Source organism: Lacinutrix sp. Hel_I_90, assembly GCF_000934685.1.
GTDB lineage: Bacteria > Bacteroidota > Bacteroidia > Flavobacteriales > Flavobacteriaceae > Lacinutrix.
The window spans coordinates 471902-497311 of the sequence record NZ_JYNQ01000001.1 but is presented as its reverse complement, the minus strand read 5'-3'; the positions used below and the strand labels follow the sequence as shown (position 1 = coordinate 497311).

Sequence of the window (25410 nt, the reverse complement as noted above, 5' to 3'; positions counted from 1 at the left end):
ATTAATTATTCATTTCAATTAAATTACTCAAACTTAATTGTAACAATAAATTAGTAAAATATTTACCTTCTTTTGTCTGTTTTCTAATTTCTGAAGCTACATCATGAAAAGATTTACCATTTAAAGCTTCAAGACCATCATTAAAGATTACATCACCATGTAATAGTAATTCGTGTTCAATAGACAATAGTAATGAAGGTTTTGTTATCAGTTCAATAGCTTTATCTTCGTGAATTTTTCTAGAAACAATTTCTGATATATCAGAACTAACAGCTTTCCGTAATAAATCTTCTGCGGGAGTTTCATTTTTTCTTATTTCCTCCAGTTTTGAAGTTAAAGAAATTATTTCTGCATCCTTATTTTCTTCATTAATATGTTGTGAAATACTTTTAGCTAAATCACTATTATTCATTCTAATTAATTCCTTTAAAGGAGAACCAGAAAATAAAATGACAGAGCAGGATTTATTTCGCTTTCTTATATGGTCAATTATATGAAAAGACATGTGTTTATGATCAACATGCATGTTAAAATCGCACATTACTAAATCCAAAGACTTATTTAAAAATTTTTCATCCAAAAAGCTAAAAAACGTATTGAAATCAATTGGTTCTTTAGTAAAATCTATATAATCATTTGGTATTATCGGACTTACTTTTACCTTAAAACTATTAGTTGCATTATGTTCATTTACTACAACTTCTAATTCTTCCTGAAACGCATCTAAAGCCCTTTTGTCAGGTTGGTCATCAATATATAATACGTTTCTCGTCATCTAAAAAATCATTTTAAATGATGCTCCTTTAAGAACTTTGTTATTTCCAATAAATTCTATATCACCATCTAAACTTTTCATTATGTCTTTTACCATATAAAGACCTATTCCAGAACCTCTAGTAGTTGTATAACCGATATCAAAAATATGCTCTGATATTTCATCTGAGATTCCAATTCCATTATCAGAAAACACTACTACAAGTCTATTGTCAGATTTTGTTATGTCAATTTGAACTTTATCATTTTTAAATGCTGATTTTGAGGCATTAGAAATTAAGTTATCCAAAATAATAGATATTTCTAAAATACTGAAATCTGTTTGAAAATTTACCTTATTGGAGTTTACTTTAAATTTAAGGTCTTTATAACTCGGTTTAATTTCTGCTATATATTCTGTGATAAATTTAACCATATCTCCATTATGCTTAGCATATTTAAAGTTTAAGTCGGAATAGGTTACAATCTCACTTAATTTCTGAATTTTATCTGAATACTTTTGAATTTCATGTAAAATTTCTAAAGTTTTTTCTTTATTAATTTTATCGTTAACAACATCTTTAGTAAGTATTTTTATTCTAGTATTAAATGCTCTTGAAGTTAATTTAATATGATGAATTAACCCAGATGTAGCTTTATTAGCATCTTTACCATTAGCATTAAAAAACAAATTCTTTTTACGCTCTCTATCATAAGCGCTTTCAGCTTTTTTTCTCTTTTCTTCCTCCTCTTTTGCCTTTTTTTCAGCTTTTAATTTTGCTACTTCTGCTTCTGCTCTTTCCTTTTCTTTTTTTAATGTAGCTAATTCAGCTTTTTTTCGCCTTTCTTCTTCTTTTTTTTGTTTAGCCTCAGCTTCTTTTCTAGCTTTTTCTTCCTCTTCTGCTTTTTTTTCAGCTTCAATTCTCTTTTTTTCTTCTTCTTCTGCTTTTTGTTCTGCTTGTTCTTTAGCCTTTAATAATTCTTGATATTTTTTTTCAGCATCAATGATTTTATTTTTTATTTCAGAATTTTCAGTTTGTTCAGCAATTTTTTCTAAATCTGAAATAAATTTTTCTTGAACTTCATCTAATCTATCATTAACTAAATCAATAAATTCTTTATTAAAGTCAACTATTTTGATCTCCTTGTTAGTTGCTAAACTCTTTATTATTTGAGTAAAATCTATTTTACTTCCAAGATTGGATGTAGCTACGGATATATTTTCAGAAACCTTATCATTGTCAAGAAGAGCTTTTCTGTAATTTTCTGCGATCTTAATGGACTCACTATCTTCACCAAAGTATTTTCGTTTCTTAAAACCTTCACCCCAAAGTACTCCAACCACATATCGTTCTAATCTAACAAGTCCTTTATTTTTAAAGGCATCCATTAATTGATGATAACCTTGAGTTTCTACTAAACCACCATCTCTACTTGATACCTCTTTAAATTGATTTGCATTTTCTGTTAATACTTCTACTCTACCAAATAAATCCCTAGTACCTAAAAACCTATTGTATCCTTGTTGTTTTCTCTGGTCTAATTCCCAACTGTCATCCCCAAATTCGCCAAAAGGTTGAACCCTAAATCCATTTTTAAAAAGGAAAACTGAACCAAAGTTTACTACTGGTATTCCCATCTTATTTTTAAAATTGATTTTAGCTGAATGATTTAAAAAATATAAGTCAATTTTAACTTCAGTTAATAAAGGATAATCATTATTAGGTTCTTCTATATGATAAATGGATGAGCCTCTATCATATATTTTTGTAGTGATTAATTTAGAGTTAATTACAACACTTATTTGGGTTGTTTTGAGTTCAAGTATTTGAAGAATTGAGTTTTTAATTGGACCATTTACTTTATCTCTATCTAATGTTTTTTTGCCATTTAAATCTTCATCTAAATCTGATTTAGATATAATTTCAATATTAAAATCCCTAGTTTCTGAAAAAGGGTTGATTAATTTTTCTAAAGAGTGTTTTAAATCTATTTTCTTATCTCGAGACCAATTTCCAATATTTATAATCTCTAATATAACTCCAGAATCTCCATCATTTGGAAACTTAATTTCATAATTCAAAAGAGTTTTATGATCAATATCAATTGTATTAAATTCAATTAATTGGTCATTAAAGAGATTCCAATCGACAGAAATTTGTTCAATCGATTTAGAGTTTTTAGTTTTTGTAGTTAGGACTAGTTTGTCTCCAAGTCTATCTGCTGAAAAACGTCCAATTCCTTTCGATCCAGCATAATGTTTTCTTAATTGAATATTATCTCTATAAGATTTTTCTTTTTTATCAACATCATAATCTTCATCTTCCGATCCATCTTTTTTTGCAGAAAAAGCTAGATACAACCACTTCAGTTTAATATCATCTAAGGACATTCCTTTCCCATCGTCAGCAATTGTGATTCTATTTTCTTCGAAAGTTATAAATACGTTTTGAGCATTTGCATCAAATGAGTTTTTGACTATTTCAAATACAGCAATGAAATCATCGGTAATCAAATCCCTACCTACAATATCTTTAATACCAGAACTAACTCTAAATTTTAGTTTATCTGACATTAGCAATAATTTGATTTAAAATATTTCCAGCTTGTTCTCCAAAAAGTGGTGGTATCGCATTCCCTATTTGAGAATATCTAGGAACTTCCTGAGTTCTTCTCTTTCCTCCTGTTGTGTATTTTCCTTTAAACTGATAATTATCAGGAAATGTTTGAATACGAGCATATTCTCTTACAGTCATTATTCTTGGTTCACAATAATGAATGTAATCATCAGGGAGTGTAGTTATAGTTGGTGTTGGTTTATTTTTTTCTAGTATTTTAGTACTACTTTTCTTTAGTTTAAATCTTTCTCTATACTCATTACTTTTCAAACCTTCTTTTAAGGCAATTTCAAATCTATTTTTAACAGTATCTGTATGTTTAGCAAATCGATGACTATCTACAGTACTATCCATTTTTCTGTATTTGCGAACGTATTCTTGAAATTTTGAATTTATTTTCCCATAAACACCTTCTCGAAATTTTGGTGTTTCAGATTCTTTTGTTCCGTTCTTTCTTAATAAATCTGAAATTGCATCTTCAAGAGTTGGATTCAATTCCAAACCTTTATTTATTAAGAATTTACTTTTGTTTTCTTCTAAATTATTAAAAAAAGTTTCTTTATTAAGATTTAAGTTATTTTCAACTATTTCTTTCTTAATACCAACCAAAATGAACCTTGTTCTTTTTTGTGGTATTCCATATTTTGAAAAATCAATTAATTGTCCTTTAACGTCATAACCAAGTTCTTTAAGTTTATCTACAACATAAGTAGAGTACGCTCTACCTCTTTTATTATTGTTTTTAAAACCAGTTGTAAAACCTCTTACATTTTCAAAAAATATAGTTTTAGGTTCTACCAATTCTATAAATCTTATATAGGAATTAATTAAATCATTCCTAGAATCATTTTCAACTCGTCTTCCTGCCATAGAAAATCCTTGGCATGGTGGTCCACCTGCAACTAAATCGACTTTTCCTCTTAAATTTATTAGACTTGAAGAATGTTTCTCTAAAACATCATTTATATCATGAAAAGTTTGATCTAACCAATTTGGCCAATCAAAATGTTTTTTCTTTTTTATTAAGTTATGTTCTAAAGTTTTAAAAGCATCTTCACTTTTTTCAATAGCAAATAATCCTTTCCATTTCCCAGAATTATATAATCCTAAAGAAAGTCCGCCACATCCAGCAAATAAATCTATGTAGGTTGATTTTTTTTCGTTCATTTATTAGTTACGTACTTAACTAACAAATTTAAAAAAAATATATGACAATATAACGTATCTTAAAAAATATTAATAACCTGATAATCAGTATTTTATAGTTGTTTATTCAATTCCACACATATTTACTTATTATATATTTTATAATTTCGTAATTCAACTTCCAAATTTACCTTATCAGGTAATTTGTCTCTTTTCAATCTGTTTTTTGGCTCAAGTGCTTTAATTTTTATAAACATTTCTTTTATTGGATTATCCATATTGGATCCAATATCTGCTTGTGATTCTATAAGTTGGTGCCAAGAACTCCAAGCAACTGTATCATCTAATTCAACTCCAGTAAAATTCATTTGATTACGGGAAATTACGAAAATGTAAACTTCATTTATTCCATCTGAAGCCTTATATTGTTTATTAATTTGTAGTGAACTAATGATTGATTTATCAGAATTATTCTCAACCCAATACTTAATTTTTCCAATCCATTCGTTAGCCTTTTCAAATAAATTACTGATGCGGCTGAACCTTTCTTTCATTGAGTGTTGATATCTGTCCTGCCATTTTAATTGAAAAAGACCTAATGTTTTTGTTTTAGTATCAAAAGCTATAGCATCAATATCAGTGTGGATTCCTTTAAAAGAAATATTTACACCTCTTGAAACCTTAATGATACTTTTATCCTGAAAAAACATAAATAGTTCATTTCTAAATCTGTTTTCTCTATTATTAACAGCCTTATCGTAATCTTTTTTATATTTTCTTTTTAATTCTTTATTTAATAAGATAATTGGATTTGTTAAACACCCAGCTATTGAGGTAATTAATAAATTATCTGCTACTTGAAAAAACATTGGTGGAGGTGCTGAAGGGTAATCAAGATAATACTCATAATTATCCTTTGTTAATGAAAGACAGGACATTATCTGTTCAATAACCTCTGAAGTTAAATCAAGGTAATTTGAATACATTTGAACAATTTTATCTTTATAATAGGTGTATGATAAAGTATTGTGCAAATCAATTGTTTTCACCTCTTTTTTCAATTCCAAACACGCATCAACCCTCATTAGAGCTGTGCCCATAAATAACTCAATCAAGTCAATATATCTCCAATATTCAATACCTCCAAAAGAGTCTTTAGTATCAAACTCATCATATCCTTGTGTTCTTAACATATGGAAATGGCCTTGTTGATTATAAAAATCATCTATTTCCTCAGTAGTATGATAAACAATCATGTTACCATCTGGACTGCTAACAATATTTTTTACTTTTTCTTTAATTAGGTTTTCATCAAATGGTTTTTCTTTTTTCTTTAATTCTATTACCTTTTCAACAATACGATTTTTGTAAAAATTGAAACTCTTATTATCAAATTGTTCTATACCAGTATTTTCATGTAAAAAGGTAAATGAAAAAGAATTTTCATTTTCTCTATTTATTTTTATTAAATCAGCTTTTTCATAATTCAGCAATTGTTTACAAAATTCTATTTTTCCACTGTATGAAATACTTGTATCACATAGAGTAATTAATTCTTGAGTCATTAGTGTGAAAGGAAGATTATCTTTCAAATTGATTTTTGAATAATAGTGTTTAATTAGTGGTAACCAACCATAGTCAAAAAAAGCTCTAAATTCTGAATAATCTTCTTGTTGACTTTTAGAGTTCCTGGATGTAAACGGAATTACTACATCCATTCTTCTAACTAAATTATGAATAGCTAAATAACTTGGATAATCGAAAAGCTTTTTAAGACTTTTTGATTCCTCGATTAATATGTTTTTTAATGATTCGGATGGTTTCATGAATTTGGAGTGTAGTTATAAATATAGAAAAAATTACAAGTATCATTTTGTGGCATTCCGTAATTAATTGAAAAATAGAAATATTAATCCATTCGACACACATTCCACTACTCTCCTATCGTCATCTCGACTACGCTCGATGCAGGCTAGCATAAAAAGTGTTTACTCGCGCCTTTCCTATTTAATAAATAGGAGCTCGTGAGCCGCAAGCGGTTTATTCACAAGGTTACTATTGTTTTAGAGGAGTTCATGAACCTCCTTCGTCATCTCGACTACGCTCGATGCAGGCTAGCATAAAAAGTGTTCCATTAACAGTGTAGAAGAAACATTTGAGAATAAAAAAATAAGAAAATGTAGTTTGCCAAAGCGCCAGCTGGCTCATGCGCTAAAAAGGGCTACTACACCTTTTCTTAACGCGCTGCCCTCGATGATTCCTAATTAAAACAAACAAAAACACGGCATATGATTAGAGTCTGATTCTGAATCGAATTAGTAATTTCTGTATCGCCGTTTTCAGGCTATTTACACATAATTGTAGCTATAGTGCCTTTAGGTCTATATCTACAATTATTGTGTTAAAAGTAATACGAAGTATTCGTGAGCTAAATTACGGCTCATTAACTTGTAGGATTATTTGGTAGCTATAATTCTCTACTATTTAAAAACTGAAACTCTTAAGAAAATTTACATAATCCCTTCTAATTTGTATTGTGTTACAAATTCATCATTTATATCCTTGAAACTATTTGTGCAGTAAATATGATTAATAGTGTCTTTTAACTCTTCAAAACCATAATTAAACTGTGCATGTGTAACATATAAAAATACTTTTGAGGCGCCTTGTTCTTTTAGAGCTTGTGCTAGGAATTTGAAAGTTCTTCCTCCATCTGCTAAATCATCTACAATTAAACATTCTTTTCCTTTTACATTTCCTTGAATACTAATTACAGGAACTCCATCTATTCTAACTTTATTAGACGGCACTAAATCTGCCTCTAGTTTTTCTGCAATTTCATGTGTTGTTTTATAAGCTCCAGCATCGGGACTTACCAACACTGGTTTGCCTATTTTATTATATGCTTTTTCTACAAAATCTATATGTGATATTTTCTCAGAGTTATTAATTAGCGCTAATGAAATTGGGCTATGAGGATGCAAAACAAAAACCTTATCAAACCCCATATCATTAATAAATTTACAAATGACTTTTAAATCAAACGATTCTCCCTTATTAAAACGCCTATCTGAACGTTGTCCAATTAAGCAAAATAGCGTGAGTTGCGCTATAGTTTTTTTATTTAAGGCGTTTTCAGTATTCCAAGCGTCTTTAATTGCTGCCGCTGCAAATAAATCTTCGTAACTATTTCCTCTTAGTTTAATATGGATATCACCGCTTTCATTAATTTTAGCGGTTACTTGTCCGTCATTAAATTTCTTTATTTCGTATTTCATCTGTCAGTCTTTTTAAAGTATTATACGAATCTTTTAATCCTGCTCTATCGTCTAATAATATATTATAGTAAGGCTTTCTCGTTTTCATTAGGGGATTCTCGTTTATTAAATCGAACGGTATATTTCGTTTTAATAAGTCTTTTTTAATCACCTCTAAGTTTTCACCTTCATTTCCTGTAAATAATATTAATGTAAATCCGTAACTTTTACAGGTGCGTAACAAGTCTATTATTTTATCATAATTAATACCTTGATTGTGAAAATCAAACACTGTATTATCATAATCAAAAGCAACAAATAAACTTTTATGAATTAAATAATCTTGTTTTAATCGTTCGTAAAAATCAAATTCTAATACATTCATAACCTTATATATTATAGATTAAATGTTGGTATTAATACGGTCTCTTATTTCTTGCAAAGTAACTTGATTAAGAAATTTACCGTTTTCATAAATCACCTGCAATTCTCCTTTATTTTCTTGTTCAGGGCTTACTTGGTCTACTAAAACATATTCACCATTAACCAAGTCTACTTTAATTAACCCTTTTGCAGATTTTTTAACGCCGTCATCTGTAATTGGATCTTTAAAAATTTCTCTTCGTTCACCATTTACCACAACTGAAGTTGCTTTCATTGCAAATCCAAAGGTATCTCTTGTATTGAATTGATAAGTAAAAGAACCTATTCCTAAAACCACATTAGTCGTTGCAAAACCTTTATCACTCAAACGTTGACAGATATCCTCTGCTCTTTCTGTAGTGATACTATCACCATATATAGCACCAATATGGCTATCTAGAACTTTAAAACCTTGTGCGTTAACTGTACCTCCAAAAATATCCCAAAGTAACTCCACCACGCCTTTGTCTTTAGGTTTATTGCCTCCAAGCGTTCTAGTTTCACCACAAATAATAGCAACAGGGTCTCCACTATCTGGACGTATTACCAACTTACCATCTCTTGCTAAAACCTCTTCTTTTAACTGGGGTAAATAGTTAGTAAGTACTTTCCATAAATCCCATGTATCACTAACAACAGATAGGATTCCGCTAGGATATGTATTCATTAATGCTCTAAAAGTCCCTATTTCATCATGTTTTGTTCCAGCACACATTACAGAGTGTTCTGTAGCATTGACTGAACCTACCACAAAACCTTCAGCCTTGTAATATTTGCGCAAACTACTAATTACTGGTAGTGTATCAGAGCCTAAAAAAACAGCACCGTGTCCCATGCCAGAAGATATTGCACTTTGTAAACCACCCATTCCACGCATTGAAAAGTCATGTCCTTGAAAATCAATAAAGGCTAGATTTTCTTTATCAGTTGCTAAAACCCATTCTTTGAATATCCTTTTATATCTTAAAGCTATAGAGGCTGATGTCATGGGTTGCCATAACATGGTAGATAAAATGGTCTCTAAAAAATTAGTAATCCAATAGAATTTTTTATCTGTATTTACTACAGTAACCATTGGGACTCTCATAGGCACTTCTACTCCCTCTGGTAAGGTCTTTACTTTTATTGGTAGGTATTGTAAATCGTGTAATTCTTCATAATGAGTTACATCATAGTCTGTACCTAAATACATAGATAATTCCTCTTTAAGTTCATTACAAACTTCCTCTTTTGGTTTAGAAAAGAAATTATCTTGAAAATAATCATGTAACCATTTAAACACATATTGTTGTCCAAATGAAACCACTTTATCACAACCTTTGGGCGCATATTTATTACTTCTTGGTGTCCAGTTAGAGTAGACCTCTTCTGTTCTCTTAGGGTATTGCTGGTGGTGTCCTGTTTTGTAGCCGTCTGTTAATAGTAATCCGTTCATAATTTTGTTTTTTTGCGTAATTATGACACAAATATATATTAAATGATAGTGTTAATCTAATTTATTTGTGTATTTTTTACACAAATTGAATTATATTTCAAAAATAATACCTTCCTTTTTCAATTTAAAATATCTCTTGTTATTAAATTTAAATAAGTTCGCAGGTCTACCAGAGCCTTTAGAAACCTTTTCATTAAGTTCATCTAGTATATTTAAGCTAAGTAGTTTTTTTCTAAAATTACGCCTATCAATTTCTCTTCCTAAAAGTGTTGTATATAACTTTTCTAAATCCGAAAAAGGAAACTTATTATCTAATAATTCAAAACCTATAGGTTCGTAAGTAATTTTTCCTTGTAATCTGGTTATAGCTAACTTGAGTATTTCATCATGGTCAAATGAAAGTGCAGGCAGCTCATTAATTTTAAACCACGCGACCTCTTCTGCATCTGTAGCTGCTAATATTTTAAATGCACTGGGTTTAATTAATCCAAAATAAGCAACAGACACTACTCTACTTCTAGGGTCTCTTTTTGGATTACCAAAGGTGTACAGTTGTTCTAAATAATTAATTTTAATACCCGTTTCTTCCTTAAGCTCTCTTTCTACAGCCTCTTCTAATGATTCATTGTCTAAAACAAATCCTCCTGGAATAGCCCATTTGCCCTTAAAAGGTTCATATTTTCTTTTAATGAGCAACACAGAAATTGTTTCAGATTCATAACCAAATACCACGGCATCCACAGAAAGTTTGATTGATTGTTTCATTCTATGCGTATTTTTTACGCTAATATATGAAATAATATTTGTAGCGTTAATTCCATTCCACACACATTACTCACGCCTATCTATAGTTTTAAGAACTCGTGAATCTCACGAGTTTGATTGCCACTACGCTCCTAGCCTTCGATAAGCTCAGGACCGCTTCGGGCAAAGTGGTAAAGGAGATTCGCGATCACTGCTAAATCAATATTAACGGGGTGAGCAAAGCTCAAGTTACCCTTCGCCAAATGCTCAGGACAGGCGCCACGCAGAACATTATAGAACATTTTATAACACTTAGCGCTATTTGACATAATTAATGATATAAGGACTTTAGACTTATATCGAGTAAGTAACAATCAATAAAGCTGCTGGTTAAGAATGCTTTGAAATCCCATTTATATTTGAAACTCTTAAGAGACTGTTCAACTAAATAATTTACCTGAGATTTTAAAAACTCAAAGTTTATGAGATATTGCTACTATAGGCTAAAACATAAACTTACCCGTTTTAGTATCTTCCTTAGATATTGTTTTTATGATATATAAACCTGAAAATTCATATTTTAAATCAATAATTTTCTTATCGTAATATACTTTTACTAATCCACCAAACATATTATATACTTTGATTTCTTTATATACTGATGAAGTATAAATTTCATCTAGAATATTAATATTTCTATTTTGGTTATTAAGCTCATCAATATATATTTTATAAGGCATATCATTGATATTATATTTTACATATAAGTAATTAGTGCCATAAGATGCCAATGAAGAAAAGAAGCTTATATCATTTGTGATATTACGTCTTTCTTGAACAGCAAATTCGTTGTCCGAACCACTATTAATGTTTTTAAGTTTTAGGTCTCTAGTATCTGGAACAAAATATTTTTCATAGTTTTCATCAATAAAACCTGGATCATTTAAATCTGGGTTATCATTAGGTTTTCCTATTGAAGATTGTCTGTAATTCCATATGTCAACAGATAATTTTGCTAAATCTGAATTATATATGCCTAATCTTGCAAAGCCTCCAGCTATAAATGCTCCCGATTTTTGATATGGACTAAATCCATATCTTTCACTATCGTCATAATTAACCCTATACCAACCGTTATAATCGCTATTAAAATAATTTTTAAATCTAGGCACTGTTCCTTCAGAAGTTATCTGCGGATCGTATAAAGAATAAACAACTTGATTTGCTAATTTTTTCATAAAATCTACATTAAAATAATCAAGTTCTGTAATGTTACTTAATGTATTGTTTCTTTTAAAAGATTCAAAAACATCAACAAATCGATATGCGTGAGCAAAATCATAAGATATATTACTATTATCTCCTATATCTACTCCTTGAGTCACATAAAATTCATCATTATCATCTAATTCTAATATCCCATCATAATCACCATATTTAGAATCTGGATGATCTTTCCATTTACCTATATCGAATTTAATTCCTACTTTACCTCCTGTATTATCAATCGTGTATTCATCAATTCTTGATTTCACTAAAGCTAAAGCTTGATTTAAATAATTTTTATAACTCTCTAGTTTTTCTACATCTAACTTATTGTCATCATTAACACCTAATCCTTCGTTATAAGATAAATATTCTACTAAAGAAGCCATAATCCATAAATCTCTATCCTTAATAGCAGATGTATGTGCTTTAAAAGGTTCACCAGAAGACTGAGTTAGCGGCGCATAAATTGGATCTGGATTATAGTCTGCATCATCCTCTTGTAATTGCTGATATTTCACCAGTGTTTTGTGTGTATAATAAGTTCCTCTGTCATTCCATTGATCTAATGAGGATTGAGGAAATTCCAAAATCCATTTATTTAAATACCTTTCTAATACTTTAGCTTTATTACCAGTTTCATTTGTGATATTTAAATATCTTGATACTAAAAACATAAATTGTGATAATGACAAAACGCCTTCATTCTCTCTTTTGTCATCTGAAAATTGAGGTAGAGTAGTGATTTTTTTATAAGGCATATAAGGCATTTTACCCACTCTATTTAAATTAGTAATAATCCTATTAGGAGTTAGGTTTATAAGATCTAGTTTATTATTGTCATTAAGATCAGCTAGTACGATGGGCAAAGAATAGTCTGTAATGTTATCAATATTACCAACATTACTAAAATCAATAATGTTCCTTATAAAAGTTTCAGGAAAAGTGCCATCTAAATTCGATAATCTAATTCTTACTTCTGTTCCCATAGGAGATTTAATTCTATAAACTAAATCTCCATTACCATCATTATTAATATCAATTATTTGGATTTTATTTTTAATGTGTACACCATCAATATTTTGAATAAAAGCAGCATTGCCATCAGGGAAATTTTGTTGAGAAGTATCGTTAAATGTGCCATCTCCGTTAGATAATTTAACTCTTACTTTTAATCCATTGTCATGATGCATATATACCAAATCTGGAAATTGATCATTATTTACATCTGAAAAATAAAAATCATGAGGAATAAATTGACTGTCTAAAGTTTGTCCAAAGACAATAGTTCCATCGTTAAAAGTATCTTCTTCTAAATCATGAAATCCACCACTACCGTTCGATAACCTCACTCTCACTCTTAGATTACCATTATCTGAGTTTACATAAGCTAAATCAGGATAACTATCATTATTAATATCTAAAATGTTCATTTTATGGTTGATTTTTTGCCCACCAATATTTTGAACCATTACACCATTTCCATCTGTAAATGATTCATTTACATCTAAAGTATTAGAAAACTTACCATTACCATTACCATTACCATCAAAAAGCCCATGACGTACTCGTATTCTTAAGCCGCCACTATAATTAACATATACCATGTCTAATATATCATCATTATTCATATCAATAAATCTAATGTCATGTTCTACATTTAATCCATTAATTGATTGCGCTAAAACTCCAAAACCATCAGTAAATTGAGTATCAATTGGAAGTTCACTAAATTTTCCCCTTCCATCAGATAATCTTACTCTAACTTTCAAGCCATTATCATGATATACAAAAATAATATCGTTGTTATCATCTCCATTAACATCATGTAAATAAAATGGATTTTGCCTAGTAACAGAGCCGAGTGTTTGATAAAAGGTTTTTGATGAGTCATTACTTGTAATAGTTGGTATACGATCTCCAAAAGAACCATCTCCATAAGATATACGAGAAACAATTTTGGCTAGACCGTTTTCAATGTATCTTGTAACAAAATCATCGTATCCATCTCCATTAATATCAGCATAAGATATTTGATTACTAATTTGTTCTCCCTCAACAAAAAAACTTTTTTTATTTGTATCAACATCATTTATTATTTCAGGAGTAAATGTTCCTTTTATATCTACTACATTTGCAAAAACAGCATCAATAACTCTTGATATATAGTCATTATCAACTCCAACTATATCTGAAGCATCCAGAACTTCTTTAAGAAGAATTTGAAGGTCGTATAATTTATTGTTAGCTAGTTGTTCATAACAGCGTATTTTTTCTTCTGTTGTATCTTTTTCTTCACACTCAGGAACTGTACCCGTCGCATTATTATTAGTTCCATTTAGAAAATTTGAGACACTAGAAGCAACATTTTCGTAATATAACTTGTTGTTTCCTGCATTTAAATAACTATTTAATACTTGTTCATAATTGCCAATACTATTATTAGGTGTTGGAATTTGAGTTTCAAGAAAAACATCTTGTGCATATAGATTTGTTGTCAATAAAAATAATGTCAAAAAATATTTCATTTAAATATAAAGTTTATTAATTATCTATCAAATATAATATAATTTGTAGCATCAATAACATTCCACACACATTACTCACGCCTATCTATTGTTTTAAGAACTCGTGAATCTCACGAGTTTGATTGCCACTACGCTCCTAGCCTTGGATAAGCTCAGGACCGCTTCGGGCAAAGTGGTAAAGGAGATTCGCGATCACTGCTAAATCAATATTAACGGGGTGAGCAAAGCTCAAGTTGCCCTTGGCCTAATGCTCAGGACAGGCGCCACGTAGAACAATACAGTACATTTTATAACACTTAGCGTAATAGCGCTTTTTAGGGTTGTTTGACCTAATCAAGCTATAGCCAAACACGACAGTGTTTTATATATGTATCGAGAATCTGTTTTATATAACATGTAGGATTCTAATATATTACGTAACCTTTAAATTCATTAAATAATGAAATGTTCGATTCTTTAACAATTCATTTTTCTCTTGACGTCAATAAAAAATGCAGCACTATTTTTTATATGATATACAAAACTTTAACAGTTTAATAAACGCTTACGTTTAATAAATAATTTAAATTTGTTTTATAAACGATAACGTTTAATAATATGCCTAAAATAGTCGCACAAAAAATAGATTGGTTAAAGCTTGGTTATAAAACATTTTCTGAAAAAGGGTTTTCTGGAATTGTGGTTGAAAAAATGTCAAAAACATTAAACTGTAATAAATCCAGTTTTTATTGGCATTTCAAAACCAAAAAGGAATTTATAAGAGAAATGGTTAATTATTGGGTGGAAAATAAAACAAAAAAAATCATTGAAATCACAAGTATTGAAGAAAACCCAACACAAAAAATAAACAAACTTATAGATTTAACATACCGCAAGCTGCCGTATTCAGACTTTATTTTTTATTTAAAAAGATATGCTGTTAAAGACAAATCGATTTCAAATATTATTGATGATGTTGATAACCAAAGAATTGATTATGTCAAAAGACTATTGATAGAAAACGGCTATAAGGATAATGAGGCACAGATTAAAGCATCGTTGCTCTATAAACATTTAATTGGTTTTTATGAAATGACGCGATATAAGGAACTTGATGGCCATTATATGGCAGAAGTGAAAAAAGAGATACTGCAAATTATAGATATAAAACCCATAAAAAACTAAACATTTATGATTGTGATTGCTAAATATTTATGGATAATTGGCGCCTTCATTTTTAGTGTTCTTGGAAGTATTCATTTATTCTATACCTTCTTTACTAACACGTTTTCCTCTAGAAATACTCATGTTATTTCTGAAATGAAATCATCTCACCCAATATTGACCAAGCGCACAACCATGTGGAAAGCTTGGATTGGCTTTAATGCAAGTCATAGTATGGGCCTTCTCTTTTTTGGAATTATAAATCTTTATCTATCTATCAACCATTCTGATACATTTCAAGCAGATCATTTTCTATTGACCCTGAACATTCTTGTTGCTGGCTTTTATGTTTGTTTGGGCAAAAAATACTGGTTTAATATACCATTTACAGGCGCATTGGTCACCTTGATTTGTTACCTGTTGTCATATACTTTAATCTTAAAATATATAATTAAAACCAATGAAATACTTTAATATTCTAACACTTATTGCTTTTACACTCTTAAGTACTTCTTGTACCGAAGCGAAAACAAAAAAAGATACTCAAGCAAATGACCAAATCGAAAGTAAACTATTAACTTCTTCAGAATTTGTGCAACAAAAAATAAGCGATAATCTATATGTTTTAAAGCATCAAAACTACAACACCAATATAGGCGTTTTTATTGGTGCTAAAAGTTTGCTATTAATAGACCCTATGTCTGGCAACAATAATCAACAAGCCCTACTGAATGCTATAAAACAACTTTCTGGGAAACCTATCAAATATGTCATTAACACGCACAACCACATGGACCACAGTGGTGCGAATGGTTTTTTTAAGGAGCTTGGAGCTACTATTATTTCACAGGAAAATGTAAAATATTCAAATGCTATGTTTGCTGTGACATTTAAGAATTCTTATACCATAGATATGGGAAATGAAACCGTAGCATTGTACCACAGTATTGCTCACACCTTTGATGATGTTTTGGTGTACTTTAAAACCAATAATGCGCTATTTATGGGAGACACGTTTATGACCAATTCTTTTCCACATTTTTATTATGGTGGTGGCAGCAAAGGGCATTTAGATTTTATTGATAAAGCTCTAGCATTAGGTGATACCAATACTATTATTGTGCCTGCTCATGGGACGTTGTCATCAAATAAAAAAACACTTACGGTATATAAAGAGCATTCTATAAAATGGATAAACAGAATCAAACAGCTTCATAATGAAGGGAAAACGTCTGAAGACATGGTTAATGATGAGCAAATCAATCAATTAAGTTTGTTTTTTAATGATGGTAAAAGTGTCTCAAAACAAAGCATTCAACGAACGCTTGACAAAACCATCTCGGTAGATTTAGTGGCAAGCGTTACCATTCCTGAAAACATACTAAAAAGCTATGAAGGCACCTATCTATATAAAAATGGACAGATAGATGAGATTATCTATCAAAACGGCAAATTGCTATTTCGAAGTAAAGGCCAATACATTTACGAAATTGTACCACTTTCTGAAACCAGATTCCATATAAATGGGGAGTTTCCAAACAAGCACCTAACCTTTAAGAATTCTGGTCATGAGTTTGAATTTTTTAACGGTAAAGAAACTATAGTCGCCAGGAAACAGTCATAGCATAAAATTTTCCTGTTATCAGATCATCATCAAAAAACAAATCATCAATCATGAAAAATAAATTATCTCCTATACTAGAAATTACTATAGTGTTGTCCATCATGCATATTGTTAAAGCTGTAGCTGATCATTTCAAAATTAATGGCGCTGGTTCAATAGCTATCTGGTGTGCTATTTTTATAGCAACCCTTTTTATGAAACGAAGAAAAGCTATGTGGCGCGATTTGGGGTTGCTTTTACCTAAAGAGAAACGCCAATGGTTCATTAACATAGGATTAGCCCTAGCAACAGTATTAGTGGTCTTTTTGCTTATGGGACTCATTTTAGATCCTATTCTATCGCATTTCGGATTGGAAAAACCAGCAGAGGTGGCCAATAGGTTTCAATTTTTTCTTGGAAAGCCGATACTATTTATTACTTATCTCATAACTGTGGTTTGGATTGGAGCTGCTTTGGGTGAAGAATTATTGATGCGTGGATATTTGCTAAACCGTTTGACCGATGTTTTTGGTACAAATAAAATAGGTTGGATTGTAGCCATGCTAATACATGCAATTATATTTGGAATGCTTCATGTTTATCAAGGGTTGGCAGGCATCATTACAACTACCTTTATTGCACTTATTTTTGGAACAGTTTATCTAGTAGCTAAAAAAAGATTGTTTCCGGTAATTTTGGCACATTTAATAATAAACACAATTAGTTTAACAGCTTTTTATCTTACTGGAGGGGCTGTGAATTAAGAGCAATCCAAAAACTATAGCTAAATGAACACATACTTTTTTATTGGTGGAATTTTGTGCTTCCTATTGGGAATAGCACATTCTATTTTGGGTGAATACCTAATTTTCAATAGCAAAAGAATTAAGGGAAAATGGATTCCTACAAAAGCTAATGAATCTTTAAAAGAACGCCATTTACGTATCCTTTGGGCAACATGGCATTTGGCAACGGTTTTTGGTTGGTGTATTGGAATCCTTTTGTTGAAAATTTCAGTTTTAGAAAAATCACAACTCATTAACTTTATGGTCAAGTCCATTAGCACCACTATGATTTTATCCTCGTTATTGGTTTTCATTGGAAATAAAGGAAAACACCCAGGTTGGCTTGTACTTTTAGCCATAGGAATAGTATTGATAATTGGAACTTAAAACAGTTTAAAATGAACATAAAAAAACTACATTACTTCACTGGAATTACCCTATCCATTTTTGTTGGCTTTCACTTATTCAATCATTTGTACAGTCTATTTGGTCCAAACGCTCATATTGAATTGATGCAGAAATTAAGATTTGTTTATAGAAATGTAATTACTGAAGCCATATTGCTTTTAGCTGTTGCTGTTCAAATAGTTTCAGGGCTAAAACTGTTCTCAAGAAAACGTAAAACCGCTTCCTCTTTTTTTGAAAAATTGCATATCTCTTCAGGGCTTTATATGGCATTCTTTCTTGTTGTTCATGTTGGCGCAGTATTGTCAGGTAGATTTATTTTAAATTTAGACACTAACTTCTATTTTGGAGCTGCTGGGCTAAACATTTTTCCGTTAAATTTGTTTTTTGTTCCATATTACGGTCTAGCAATAATTTCATTTTTCGGACATATTGCTGCTGTACATTTTAAAAAAATGAAGTACAGCCCACTTGGTATTAGGCCCCATAGGCAATCCTTTTTCATCTTAATATTTGGTATCCTGTTAAGCATGATTATACTTTATGGACTTACAAATGGATTTAAAGGAGTAGAAATTCCAAAAGAATATAATTTATTTACTTCAATAATGTAGCAATAAATAAGAGTGTAAGATGCCTACCATTAAAGGACTATCCTAAAATCTCATTCCTTTTCAGGTTTTTTCGCCTTCTCCATTGACACTTTAAAATCATCTACATTTCCATGTAATTTTATATTGAGGTAACGTACTTTCTTATTAGGGTCGCGTTCTATAATTTCATCATCTTCAATTTCTGCTTCATTACCGTTGTTATTTTTATTAGCAAATAGTTTGTAACGTGCTGCCTTTTTTACGGTTTTCCAAGGGATTCTTAAGTAATATTCAATATTATGATCGCTATCTTGTGTGCCTGACAACTCCAAATGTCCTAGCGTAGACTCAATAGTCATGTTAGGTATTGTTATGCGTCCATTAGTAATATCTAGATGATTTCTGAGTGTATCAAATTTTATGTTTTTAAGATTTTTATCGCCCATATAATCAGATAACATTGATATGGGATCATAATTTTGTAATTTACCATTAAGTACTTCGACATCCATATGAATTTCTGATTGATCCAAGTCTGGAACAAAATCTGGATATACCCTAATTTTTCCATTAATACGAGAGGAAACTGTACCTTTTAAATTTTCAGACACTAAATAATCTTGTCCAAAGTTTTCAAACTTAAACAGTAGTTTGTCTATATCTACATGCTCTGCAACTAAATCTGGCTTCATGTAAATATGTTTTGGGTCACTACCATTAAAATAGCCGGACATTTTAAAGTTACCTCCAGCCGCATTCATAGAAAATGTATCAACATGGATATAATGATTTTGTGTAGTACGCAAATTGGCATTAATATTTTGCAAATCAATACGATGGTATATAAAATGACCAACAGTTACATCAAATTTCATATCTGTAAATGGTAGTTCATAGAGATTAAAAGCTTCTGCGTGCTCTTTAACATCTGCAGTTTCTGCTCCTATTTTAGCTTTTGTTACTTGAGTCGCTGGTGAAGGTGACCCATTAAAATTAAAAAGTTGATCAAAATCTATGTAATTTGCTTTCAATGCAAGGTAATTGTCACGTTTTTTTATAGCCTCATCATCGCCTAGATAATAGTTAAGGTCTACACCAAAAACAGTTCTACCTATTTTACCATTAAATTTTTGAATGACGAGGTGATCGTCTTCATAATGAAAATGACCTTTAAAATTTTCGAATCGTAAAGGATGCAAATGCATTTTAGTATTAAGCTTATCAAGATCTAGATCTATGGAATGTAATGCTGAATCTTTGTAATGCATACTAGAATTAAGGTGTAAGACTAGTTTTTCAAACTCTTCGTGACGATAGTCTTTAGGTACATAATTCTCTCCTTGGTATGAAAATATATCTTCTAAGCGTAATAAATTTGATGTTAACGTCATGTCCAAATCTACATCTCCATTAAGTTGGTCTTGCATCCAAAAGCCATAATTATATACTTGTCCATTAAAATGAAAATCTGAATCATCAATAAAACCGGTAAAATCTACAATTTTGAGGTCTTTATCGCCAATAAGAACATCAACATGAAAATCATGTAATTCATGTGGATAATGTTTAAGTTGAGCATAAAGACTATCTATAAAAAATTCTCCTTCTGGTAAGTATTGCGACTCTGTAAAGGCCTTAGCCGATGATTTAAACGAGAAGCCAGTACTTAAATTTTTAATTTGTTCATCTATACCTGTACTGTCTATTACAGAATAACGGGTTATTTCTGAAATATCAAGTACATTCGATTTAATCTCCAAATGCGCAACTACAGGAGTGTTGGTATGATGTATAATAGCAGGAAGATCAGATATGTATCCTGTTATGGATACATCAGAGTTACCCAATAACATATCAAATTGATCAAGAGTTGCTTTTTTACCATTCATTATAAGGTGCGCATTGAGTTGTTTTAATGACGCAGGAAGATTTGCAGAAGATACACTTAGATTTGTTACTTTCAACTCTGTGAAATAGGCTTGATTAAGTGTATTGAGTGCAAGTTCAGGTTGATCTAGATCAATAATATCGTGAAAATTCATTTCTAATGAAACATTTCCAGAGGTGTTTTCTATGTCTGTGAGATTGAGAAAACTGGCCATAAAGTCTAGATTAAAATCAACATTTAATTGCATATTCACTTCAGGTTCTTCAAAATTTTCAACAACAAGATTACCTGAAAACGTCCCTGTTTCTAGTTTGGCAGTCATATCTGTTAACGAGAATTTCATTGTGCGTAAATTGCGGTCTTCTCCATTGGTAAAATGGCCACTAAAGCCCATATCGTCAACGCGTTTACCTTTATCTGTATTTTCGAGAAAAGCTTCACTTGCACCAAAATGTACATCAAAAAAGGGTGTTTTTTGGTTGCGTGTAGGTCCTTTAATCAGAGCATTGAAATAGATTTTCCCTGCATTACTGTAGCGTTCCAGAACAGGAATAACATCTTCTGGAGCAAAAGCAATGAGCATATCAAAGTTTGGCTTTGTGCCTTTTATCGAAAGGTCAAGGTCTAGCTCATTTTTAGTATCTATAGATCCTTCGATCTCAAAATCACCGTGTTCCATTTTAATACCTGAAGGTTTAACGGTAAGCAGTCCCGTATTTTGATTGAGTGTGAGGTCTGTATGAAGTTCAAAATGTTTGTGACGGACATAGGTGGTGTCTCCATTATTAATCAAATTCATTTCAAATTTGGTATCTATATGAGCAGAAATTAGTTCACTATTTATATTGAACCCACCTTTACCTTCATAAATAAAAGTTTCTAGATCTGTATTTTCCTTTTCATCTTTTTTATGAATATCTAGATTATGTAACTTAATACTCTTTAGTTGGATATTTACAAAGGCGTCACTTTTTGTTTCTGTTTCCTCGAAAGATTCTAGAGCATTTTGAAGATTGATTGTTCCATCTTTATGTAGCACAATATCAAAGAAGCCTTCTTCGATAATAAGTGACCGAATACTATAGTTTCCATTCATAATATCCCATATATTGAAACCCGTATAGATATCAGCAACATCTAGGATTGCTGCTGCATTAGCATCTTTAGTTTCATAGATCTTTACATCATCTACCTTAAAAGAAATATCAGGAAAGTTCTTAAAAAGTGACAAATGGGTGTCACCAATCGTAATCAAACCTTGGTGTTGCTTATTTAAAACAGCAATTTCATTTTGAATAATGTGGTCTTGTTCTGAATAAATATATAATACTACGGCACTAAAAAATAGTATTGGTAGTAATACCATAACAACAATAAAGCGCCACCAGAACTTTCGTTTGTTTAAGAATTTTAATTTCATACTATTTTATTGGGACTATTTAGCTCTAACGTATTTATTTATGACTTTAGATATCACGTCAATATCTCATTTTTAGTTTTAATACTTGTTAGTAAATCAGTTTTACCTAACATTTTATGTAAGTCTATTTCTATCACCTCCTCATGATATCATAATATAGATCCAACCTATTAATGCAGTTAATTGTAATAAAGATCAAAATACTCCAATTTTATAATTCTAATAACTCTGGTATTAACCTAAAAGGCAGTAATATAATAAATATACTCACGAAAAAACGACTCATATTTTAATTATTCAAGCAGTGGTTGAGCCTCTCTAGCGCGTCTTTATCTGTAAGAAGTCCAAAAGTAATAGTTTGCGCATGCTTTATTTTAAAAACAAATGTAGAAAACAATAGCACTAACGTTTTTTCATTGTAGCTGTTAATTATCCCTAAACATAAGATAAAATACCTAAACAGGTAATAAGTATTTAGTTATAAGAAGTATAGAATAACTTCATGGTTTTTATTCAAAATTAGTGAGCGTAATTCCATTCCACACACATTACTTACGCCTATTTATTGTTTTAAGAATTCGTGAATCTTACGAGTTGATAGCCACTACGCTCCTGGCCTTCGACTACGCTCCTGCTTCGGGCAAAGCGTATTTACGCTAACCTCTTCTATTTTATAAAATAGGAGTTCGTGAACCGCAAGCGGTTTATTCGCAAGGATTTTATTGTTTTTTAGAGGAACTTATGAACCTCCTTCGTCATCTCGACTACGCTCGATGCAGGCTAGCCGAATAAAAAGCGTGTTTACTCGCTCCTTTCCTATTTAATACATAGGAGCTCAAGAATCTCATTAAATAACTCGATTTCATTAACATTGTAGAAGAAGCTTTTGAAAAGAAAAAAATAAAAGAAAATATCTAATTTATCAAATATAAAAGGGTGAATAAAATTTTCTGAGGCCGTTTTGTCAACGCTTCATCTATGTAAAAACACACTACTTCTAATTTACATAATATCAAAAACTAAGATTTAGCTTATTCGCCATACTTTCCTAACGAGTATTTTGCTAATTATGGAACTTTAATAGTAACTTTTAATAATCATTTAATACAATCATGTATGGCTTCATCCAACATCGTAATGCCTAAATCTATTTCTTTTTTACTTATGGTTAATGGAGGAGCAATTCTAAAAACACTTCCATACTCTTTCATTCTTACTATATTCATATTTAAACCCAACTCGAGGCATCTACTACATATACTTTGACCCAAACTGTCATCGGCAATTTTTGTTTCTCGATCTTTTACAATTTCTACACCCAATAAAAGCCCACTCCCTCTCACATCACCTATACATTCGTACTTCTCTTGTAACTGTATCAATTTTCCTTTTAAGTACAGACCTTTTTCCGAAGCACTTTTTGCTAATTCTTGTTCATAAAGTATTTCAAAGGCAGCTAATCCAAAAGATGCACAAAAGGGATCTGATACATGGGAAGTCATATATACAAAACCTCTTTTATGGCATTCTTCTTCAATTTCTGTAGTTGTAACCATTGCAGCTAGAGGAAGGCCTCCTCCCAACGTTTTTGATAAAGTTAAGAAATCGGGAACTACATCGAACCGTTCAAAAGCAAAGGTTGTCCCAAGTCGACCCATTGCAGTTTGGGCTTCATCAAATATTAATAATAAGCCTCGTTCATCACATAGCTCTTTTAACCTTTTAACATAATTTGGCTTTAATTCAATAATGCCTGCCGCACTCAACAAAGGCTCAGCGATTAATGCAGCATATGCTCCAACCGATTGTTGGTCTACCATTTTCATACCAACTTCAAGACAAGTATTATCACAGCTACCATTGCAATGTTTTATTGGGCAACGATACTCGTAAGGCGCAGGTATCATTAAACTGCCAGACATAGTTGGCCCATACCCCTTTCTTGTTTTTGAATAGGTATAGGATTGTGCACCAGCAGTCATACCGTGCCAAGAACCTGAAAAACCTATGATTTCAAAACCTCCAGTAACCAGTTTTGCCATTCGTATGGCAACTTCATTAGACTCAGACCCTGTATTTAATAAGATACATTTGGTTAGACTATCGGGCAGTTCGCTTGTTAATTTTTTGGCAAGATTAATAACTGGAGGTGATAGGATAGAGCTTAATAAGTGAATAGCACTATCACCCGCTTTCTCTAGTATTTCTATAAACTTTGGATGATTATGACCAAATACGGAACACATTTGACCAGAGGTGAAATCTAGGATTGCATTGCCTTTCTTATCATAAATATAACTTCCAGAGGCTTTTTCAGCAATAAAGGGAGAAAACTCACCACAATAGCGTATCAATGATTCTTGGGCTTCTTTTACTTCTTCAGGGTTTAAATATTGCATGACTTAAGTTTTATATGCAAGTTCTGCTAATTTTAAACCTTAAAATTGTATAATTCAATCATTTTTAACCAAATCTGCATATCGTTTAGGAATCATCCCTACATTAATCTTAAAGTATTTGTTGAAATGACTTTGATCAAAAAAGCCAGTATCATAGGCGATATCTGTAAAACCGTTTCTAACCTTAATATACTCTTTGGCCTTTTCAATGCGAAGATTTTGTAGATAACGCATAGGCGAGATTCCTATATTTGCTTTAAAAAGACGTTGAAAATGACTTTCGCTTAAATGTGTTAAATCAGATAATTCTTCAACTGGTATTGGTCTATTAAAATTATTCTCTAAATGTATTAATGCTTCTTTTAAAAGAACTTTTGATTTAGTTAAATCGAAAGTTTGATTATTCAAAAAAGGCTCAAATACATGCGGTATTTTGATTTTTTCATTATCATTAGTTCTAATCAGATCAAACCACTGATTATATTGAAAATTATATAAGCTGTCATCTTTTATTATAGTCAAACCTAATTGGCTGCGATTTAAACTTACGAAAGAATGGAGTTTTGGTACTCTAATGACTTTATAATGAAAAAAATGTTCTATTAATGTTTGATGAGCAACAAAGGGCGGAATTATAACTAAATCTCCTGGTTTTAAAATAAACATGGAGTTATTGCATATTAGATTCGCACTTCCATTTAAAATGTATGAAAACGTATAACGATCTGGATGCAAATGCATCGGGAAATAGTGTTCTTTATCATAAAAGATTGTGGCACATTCCATTACTAGCAAAAATTATTCGTTCAAAGTTAGAAAATAATCTTAACCATTCCACACACATTACTCATACATTTCTATTGTTTTAAGAATTCGTGAATCTCACAAGTTCGATTTATGCTTCCCTCCTATGCTTCGACTACGCTCAGCACAGGCTAGTCGCATAAAAAGTGTTTACTAGCTCCACCCTTAGTTTGATAAATAGGAGCTCGTAAATCTTGTAT

The 25410-nt window shown here is 30.9% G+C and carries 18 protein-coding genes; 6 read left to right on the top strand and 12 right to left on the bottom strand.

The genetic code is table 11. The features are described from left to right. Position 1: 1 nt before the first annotated feature. From GQ46_RS02145 to GQ46_RS02105, 9 genes are all read right to left on the bottom strand, one after another. Complete coding sequence (locus GQ46_RS02145) at positions 2 to 775, bottom strand: hypothetical protein (protein ID WP_044397942.1); 774 nt, start codon at positions 773 to 775, stop codon at positions 2 to 4. Continuing rightward, entirely contained in the window at positions 776 to 3328 is a 2553-nt protein-coding gene (locus GQ46_RS02140) for an ATP-binding protein (RefSeq protein WP_044397940.1), read from the bottom strand. After that, entirely contained in the window at positions 3318 to 4538 is a 1221-nt protein-coding gene (locus tag GQ46_RS02135) for a DNA cytosine methyltransferase (RefSeq protein WP_044397938.1), read from the bottom strand. Before GQ46_RS02135 ends, GQ46_RS02140 begins: the two co-directional genes overlap by 11 nt. 122 nt (positions 4539 to 4660) lie before the next feature. Further along, complete coding sequence (locus GQ46_RS02130) at positions 4661 to 6343, bottom strand: hypothetical protein (protein ID WP_044397936.1); 1683 nt, start codon at positions 6341 to 6343, stop codon at positions 4661 to 4663. Between the two features lie 684 nt (positions 6344 to 7027). Continuing rightward, positions 7028 to 7795, bottom strand: a complete 768-nt coding sequence (locus GQ46_RS02125) for a phosphoribosyltransferase family protein (RefSeq protein ID WP_044397934.1) — start codon at positions 7793 to 7795, stop codon at positions 7028 to 7030. Beyond that, positions 7770 to 8159 carry a hypothetical protein gene (locus tag GQ46_RS02120; RefSeq protein WP_044397932.1) on the bottom strand — a complete coding sequence of 130 codons (390 nt, stop codon included), beginning with the start codon at positions 8157 to 8159 and terminating at the stop codon, positions 7770 to 7772. Before GQ46_RS02120 ends, GQ46_RS02125 begins: the two co-directional genes overlap by 26 nt. Before the next feature lie 18 nt (positions 8160 to 8177). Beyond that, a complete protein-coding gene (locus GQ46_RS02115) occupies positions 8178 to 9632 on the bottom strand; it encodes a nicotinate phosphoribosyltransferase (RefSeq protein ID WP_044397930.1) in 1455 nt (484 codons plus the stop codon). Between the two features lie 90 nt (positions 9633 to 9722). Beyond that, positions 9723 to 10397: an NUDIX domain-containing protein gene (locus GQ46_RS02110; RefSeq protein WP_044397929.1), complete on the bottom strand. Its 675-nt coding sequence runs from the start codon at positions 10395 to 10397 to the stop codon at positions 9723 to 9725. Between the two features lie 482 nt (positions 10398 to 10879). Further along, positions 10880 to 14170: a VCBS repeat-containing protein gene (locus GQ46_RS02105; protein ID WP_044397927.1), complete on the bottom strand. Its 3291-nt coding sequence runs from the start codon at positions 14168 to 14170 to the stop codon at positions 10880 to 10882. Between the two features lie 597 nt (positions 14171 to 14767). Between GQ46_RS02105 and GQ46_RS02100 the strand changes: the two genes are divergently transcribed. The 6 genes from GQ46_RS02100 to GQ46_RS02075 are packed head-to-tail and all read left to right on the top strand — an operon-like array spanning position 14768 to position 18720. Continuing rightward, complete coding sequence (locus tag GQ46_RS02100) at positions 14768 to 15334, top strand: TetR/AcrR family transcriptional regulator (protein WP_044397926.1); 567 nt, start codon at positions 14768 to 14770, stop codon at positions 15332 to 15334. A gap of 6 nt (positions 15335 to 15340) precedes the next feature. Next, positions 15341 to 15787, top strand: coding sequence for a hypothetical protein (locus tag GQ46_RS02095; protein ID WP_044397925.1), 447 nt, complete (start codon positions 15341 to 15343; stop codon positions 15785 to 15787). After that, positions 15774 to 16937, top strand: a complete 1164-nt coding sequence (locus tag GQ46_RS02090; RefSeq protein WP_044397924.1) for an MBL fold metallo-hydrolase — start codon at positions 15774 to 15776, stop codon at positions 16935 to 16937. The genes GQ46_RS02095 and GQ46_RS02090 overlap by 14 nt, the downstream gene beginning before the upstream one ends. A 50-nt stretch (positions 16938 to 16987) precedes the next feature. Then, positions 16988 to 17680 carry a CPBP family intramembrane glutamic endopeptidase gene (locus GQ46_RS17020; RefSeq protein WP_052503380.1) on the top strand — a complete coding sequence of 231 codons (693 nt, stop codon included), beginning with the start codon at positions 16988 to 16990 and terminating at the stop codon, positions 17678 to 17680. A 24-nt stretch (positions 17681 to 17704) separates the two neighbouring features. After that, positions 17705 to 18088 (top strand): hypothetical protein, encoded by a 384-nt coding sequence (locus tag GQ46_RS02080; RefSeq protein WP_044397923.1) that lies wholly within the window; start codon positions 17705 to 17707, stop codon positions 18086 to 18088. Positions 18089 to 18099: 11 nt separating this feature from the next. Then, positions 18100 to 18720 (top strand): hypothetical protein, encoded by a 621-nt coding sequence (locus GQ46_RS02075; RefSeq protein ID WP_044397921.1) that lies wholly within the window; start codon positions 18100 to 18102, stop codon positions 18718 to 18720. A 50-nt stretch (positions 18721 to 18770) separates the two neighbouring features. Here the strand turns inward: GQ46_RS02075 and GQ46_RS02070 are convergent, their stop codons facing one another. The 3 genes from GQ46_RS02070 to GQ46_RS17015 form a co-directional block, all read right to left on the bottom strand. After that, on the bottom strand, positions 18771 to 22007 hold the full coding sequence (locus tag GQ46_RS02070; protein WP_044397916.1) for an AsmA-like C-terminal region-containing protein: 3237 nt from the start codon (positions 22005 to 22007) through the stop codon (positions 18771 to 18773). A 1097-nt stretch (positions 22008 to 23104) separates the two neighbouring features. Next, positions 23105 to 24406, bottom strand: coding sequence for an aspartate aminotransferase family protein (locus GQ46_RS02065; RefSeq protein WP_044397914.1), 1302 nt, complete (start codon positions 24404 to 24406; stop codon positions 23105 to 23107). Between the two features lie 54 nt (positions 24407 to 24460). Continuing rightward, positions 24461 to 25192, bottom strand: coding sequence for an AraC family transcriptional regulator (locus tag GQ46_RS17015; protein WP_082041693.1), 732 nt, complete (start codon positions 25190 to 25192; stop codon positions 24461 to 24463). Between the last annotated feature and the right edge of the window lie 218 nt (positions 25193 to 25410).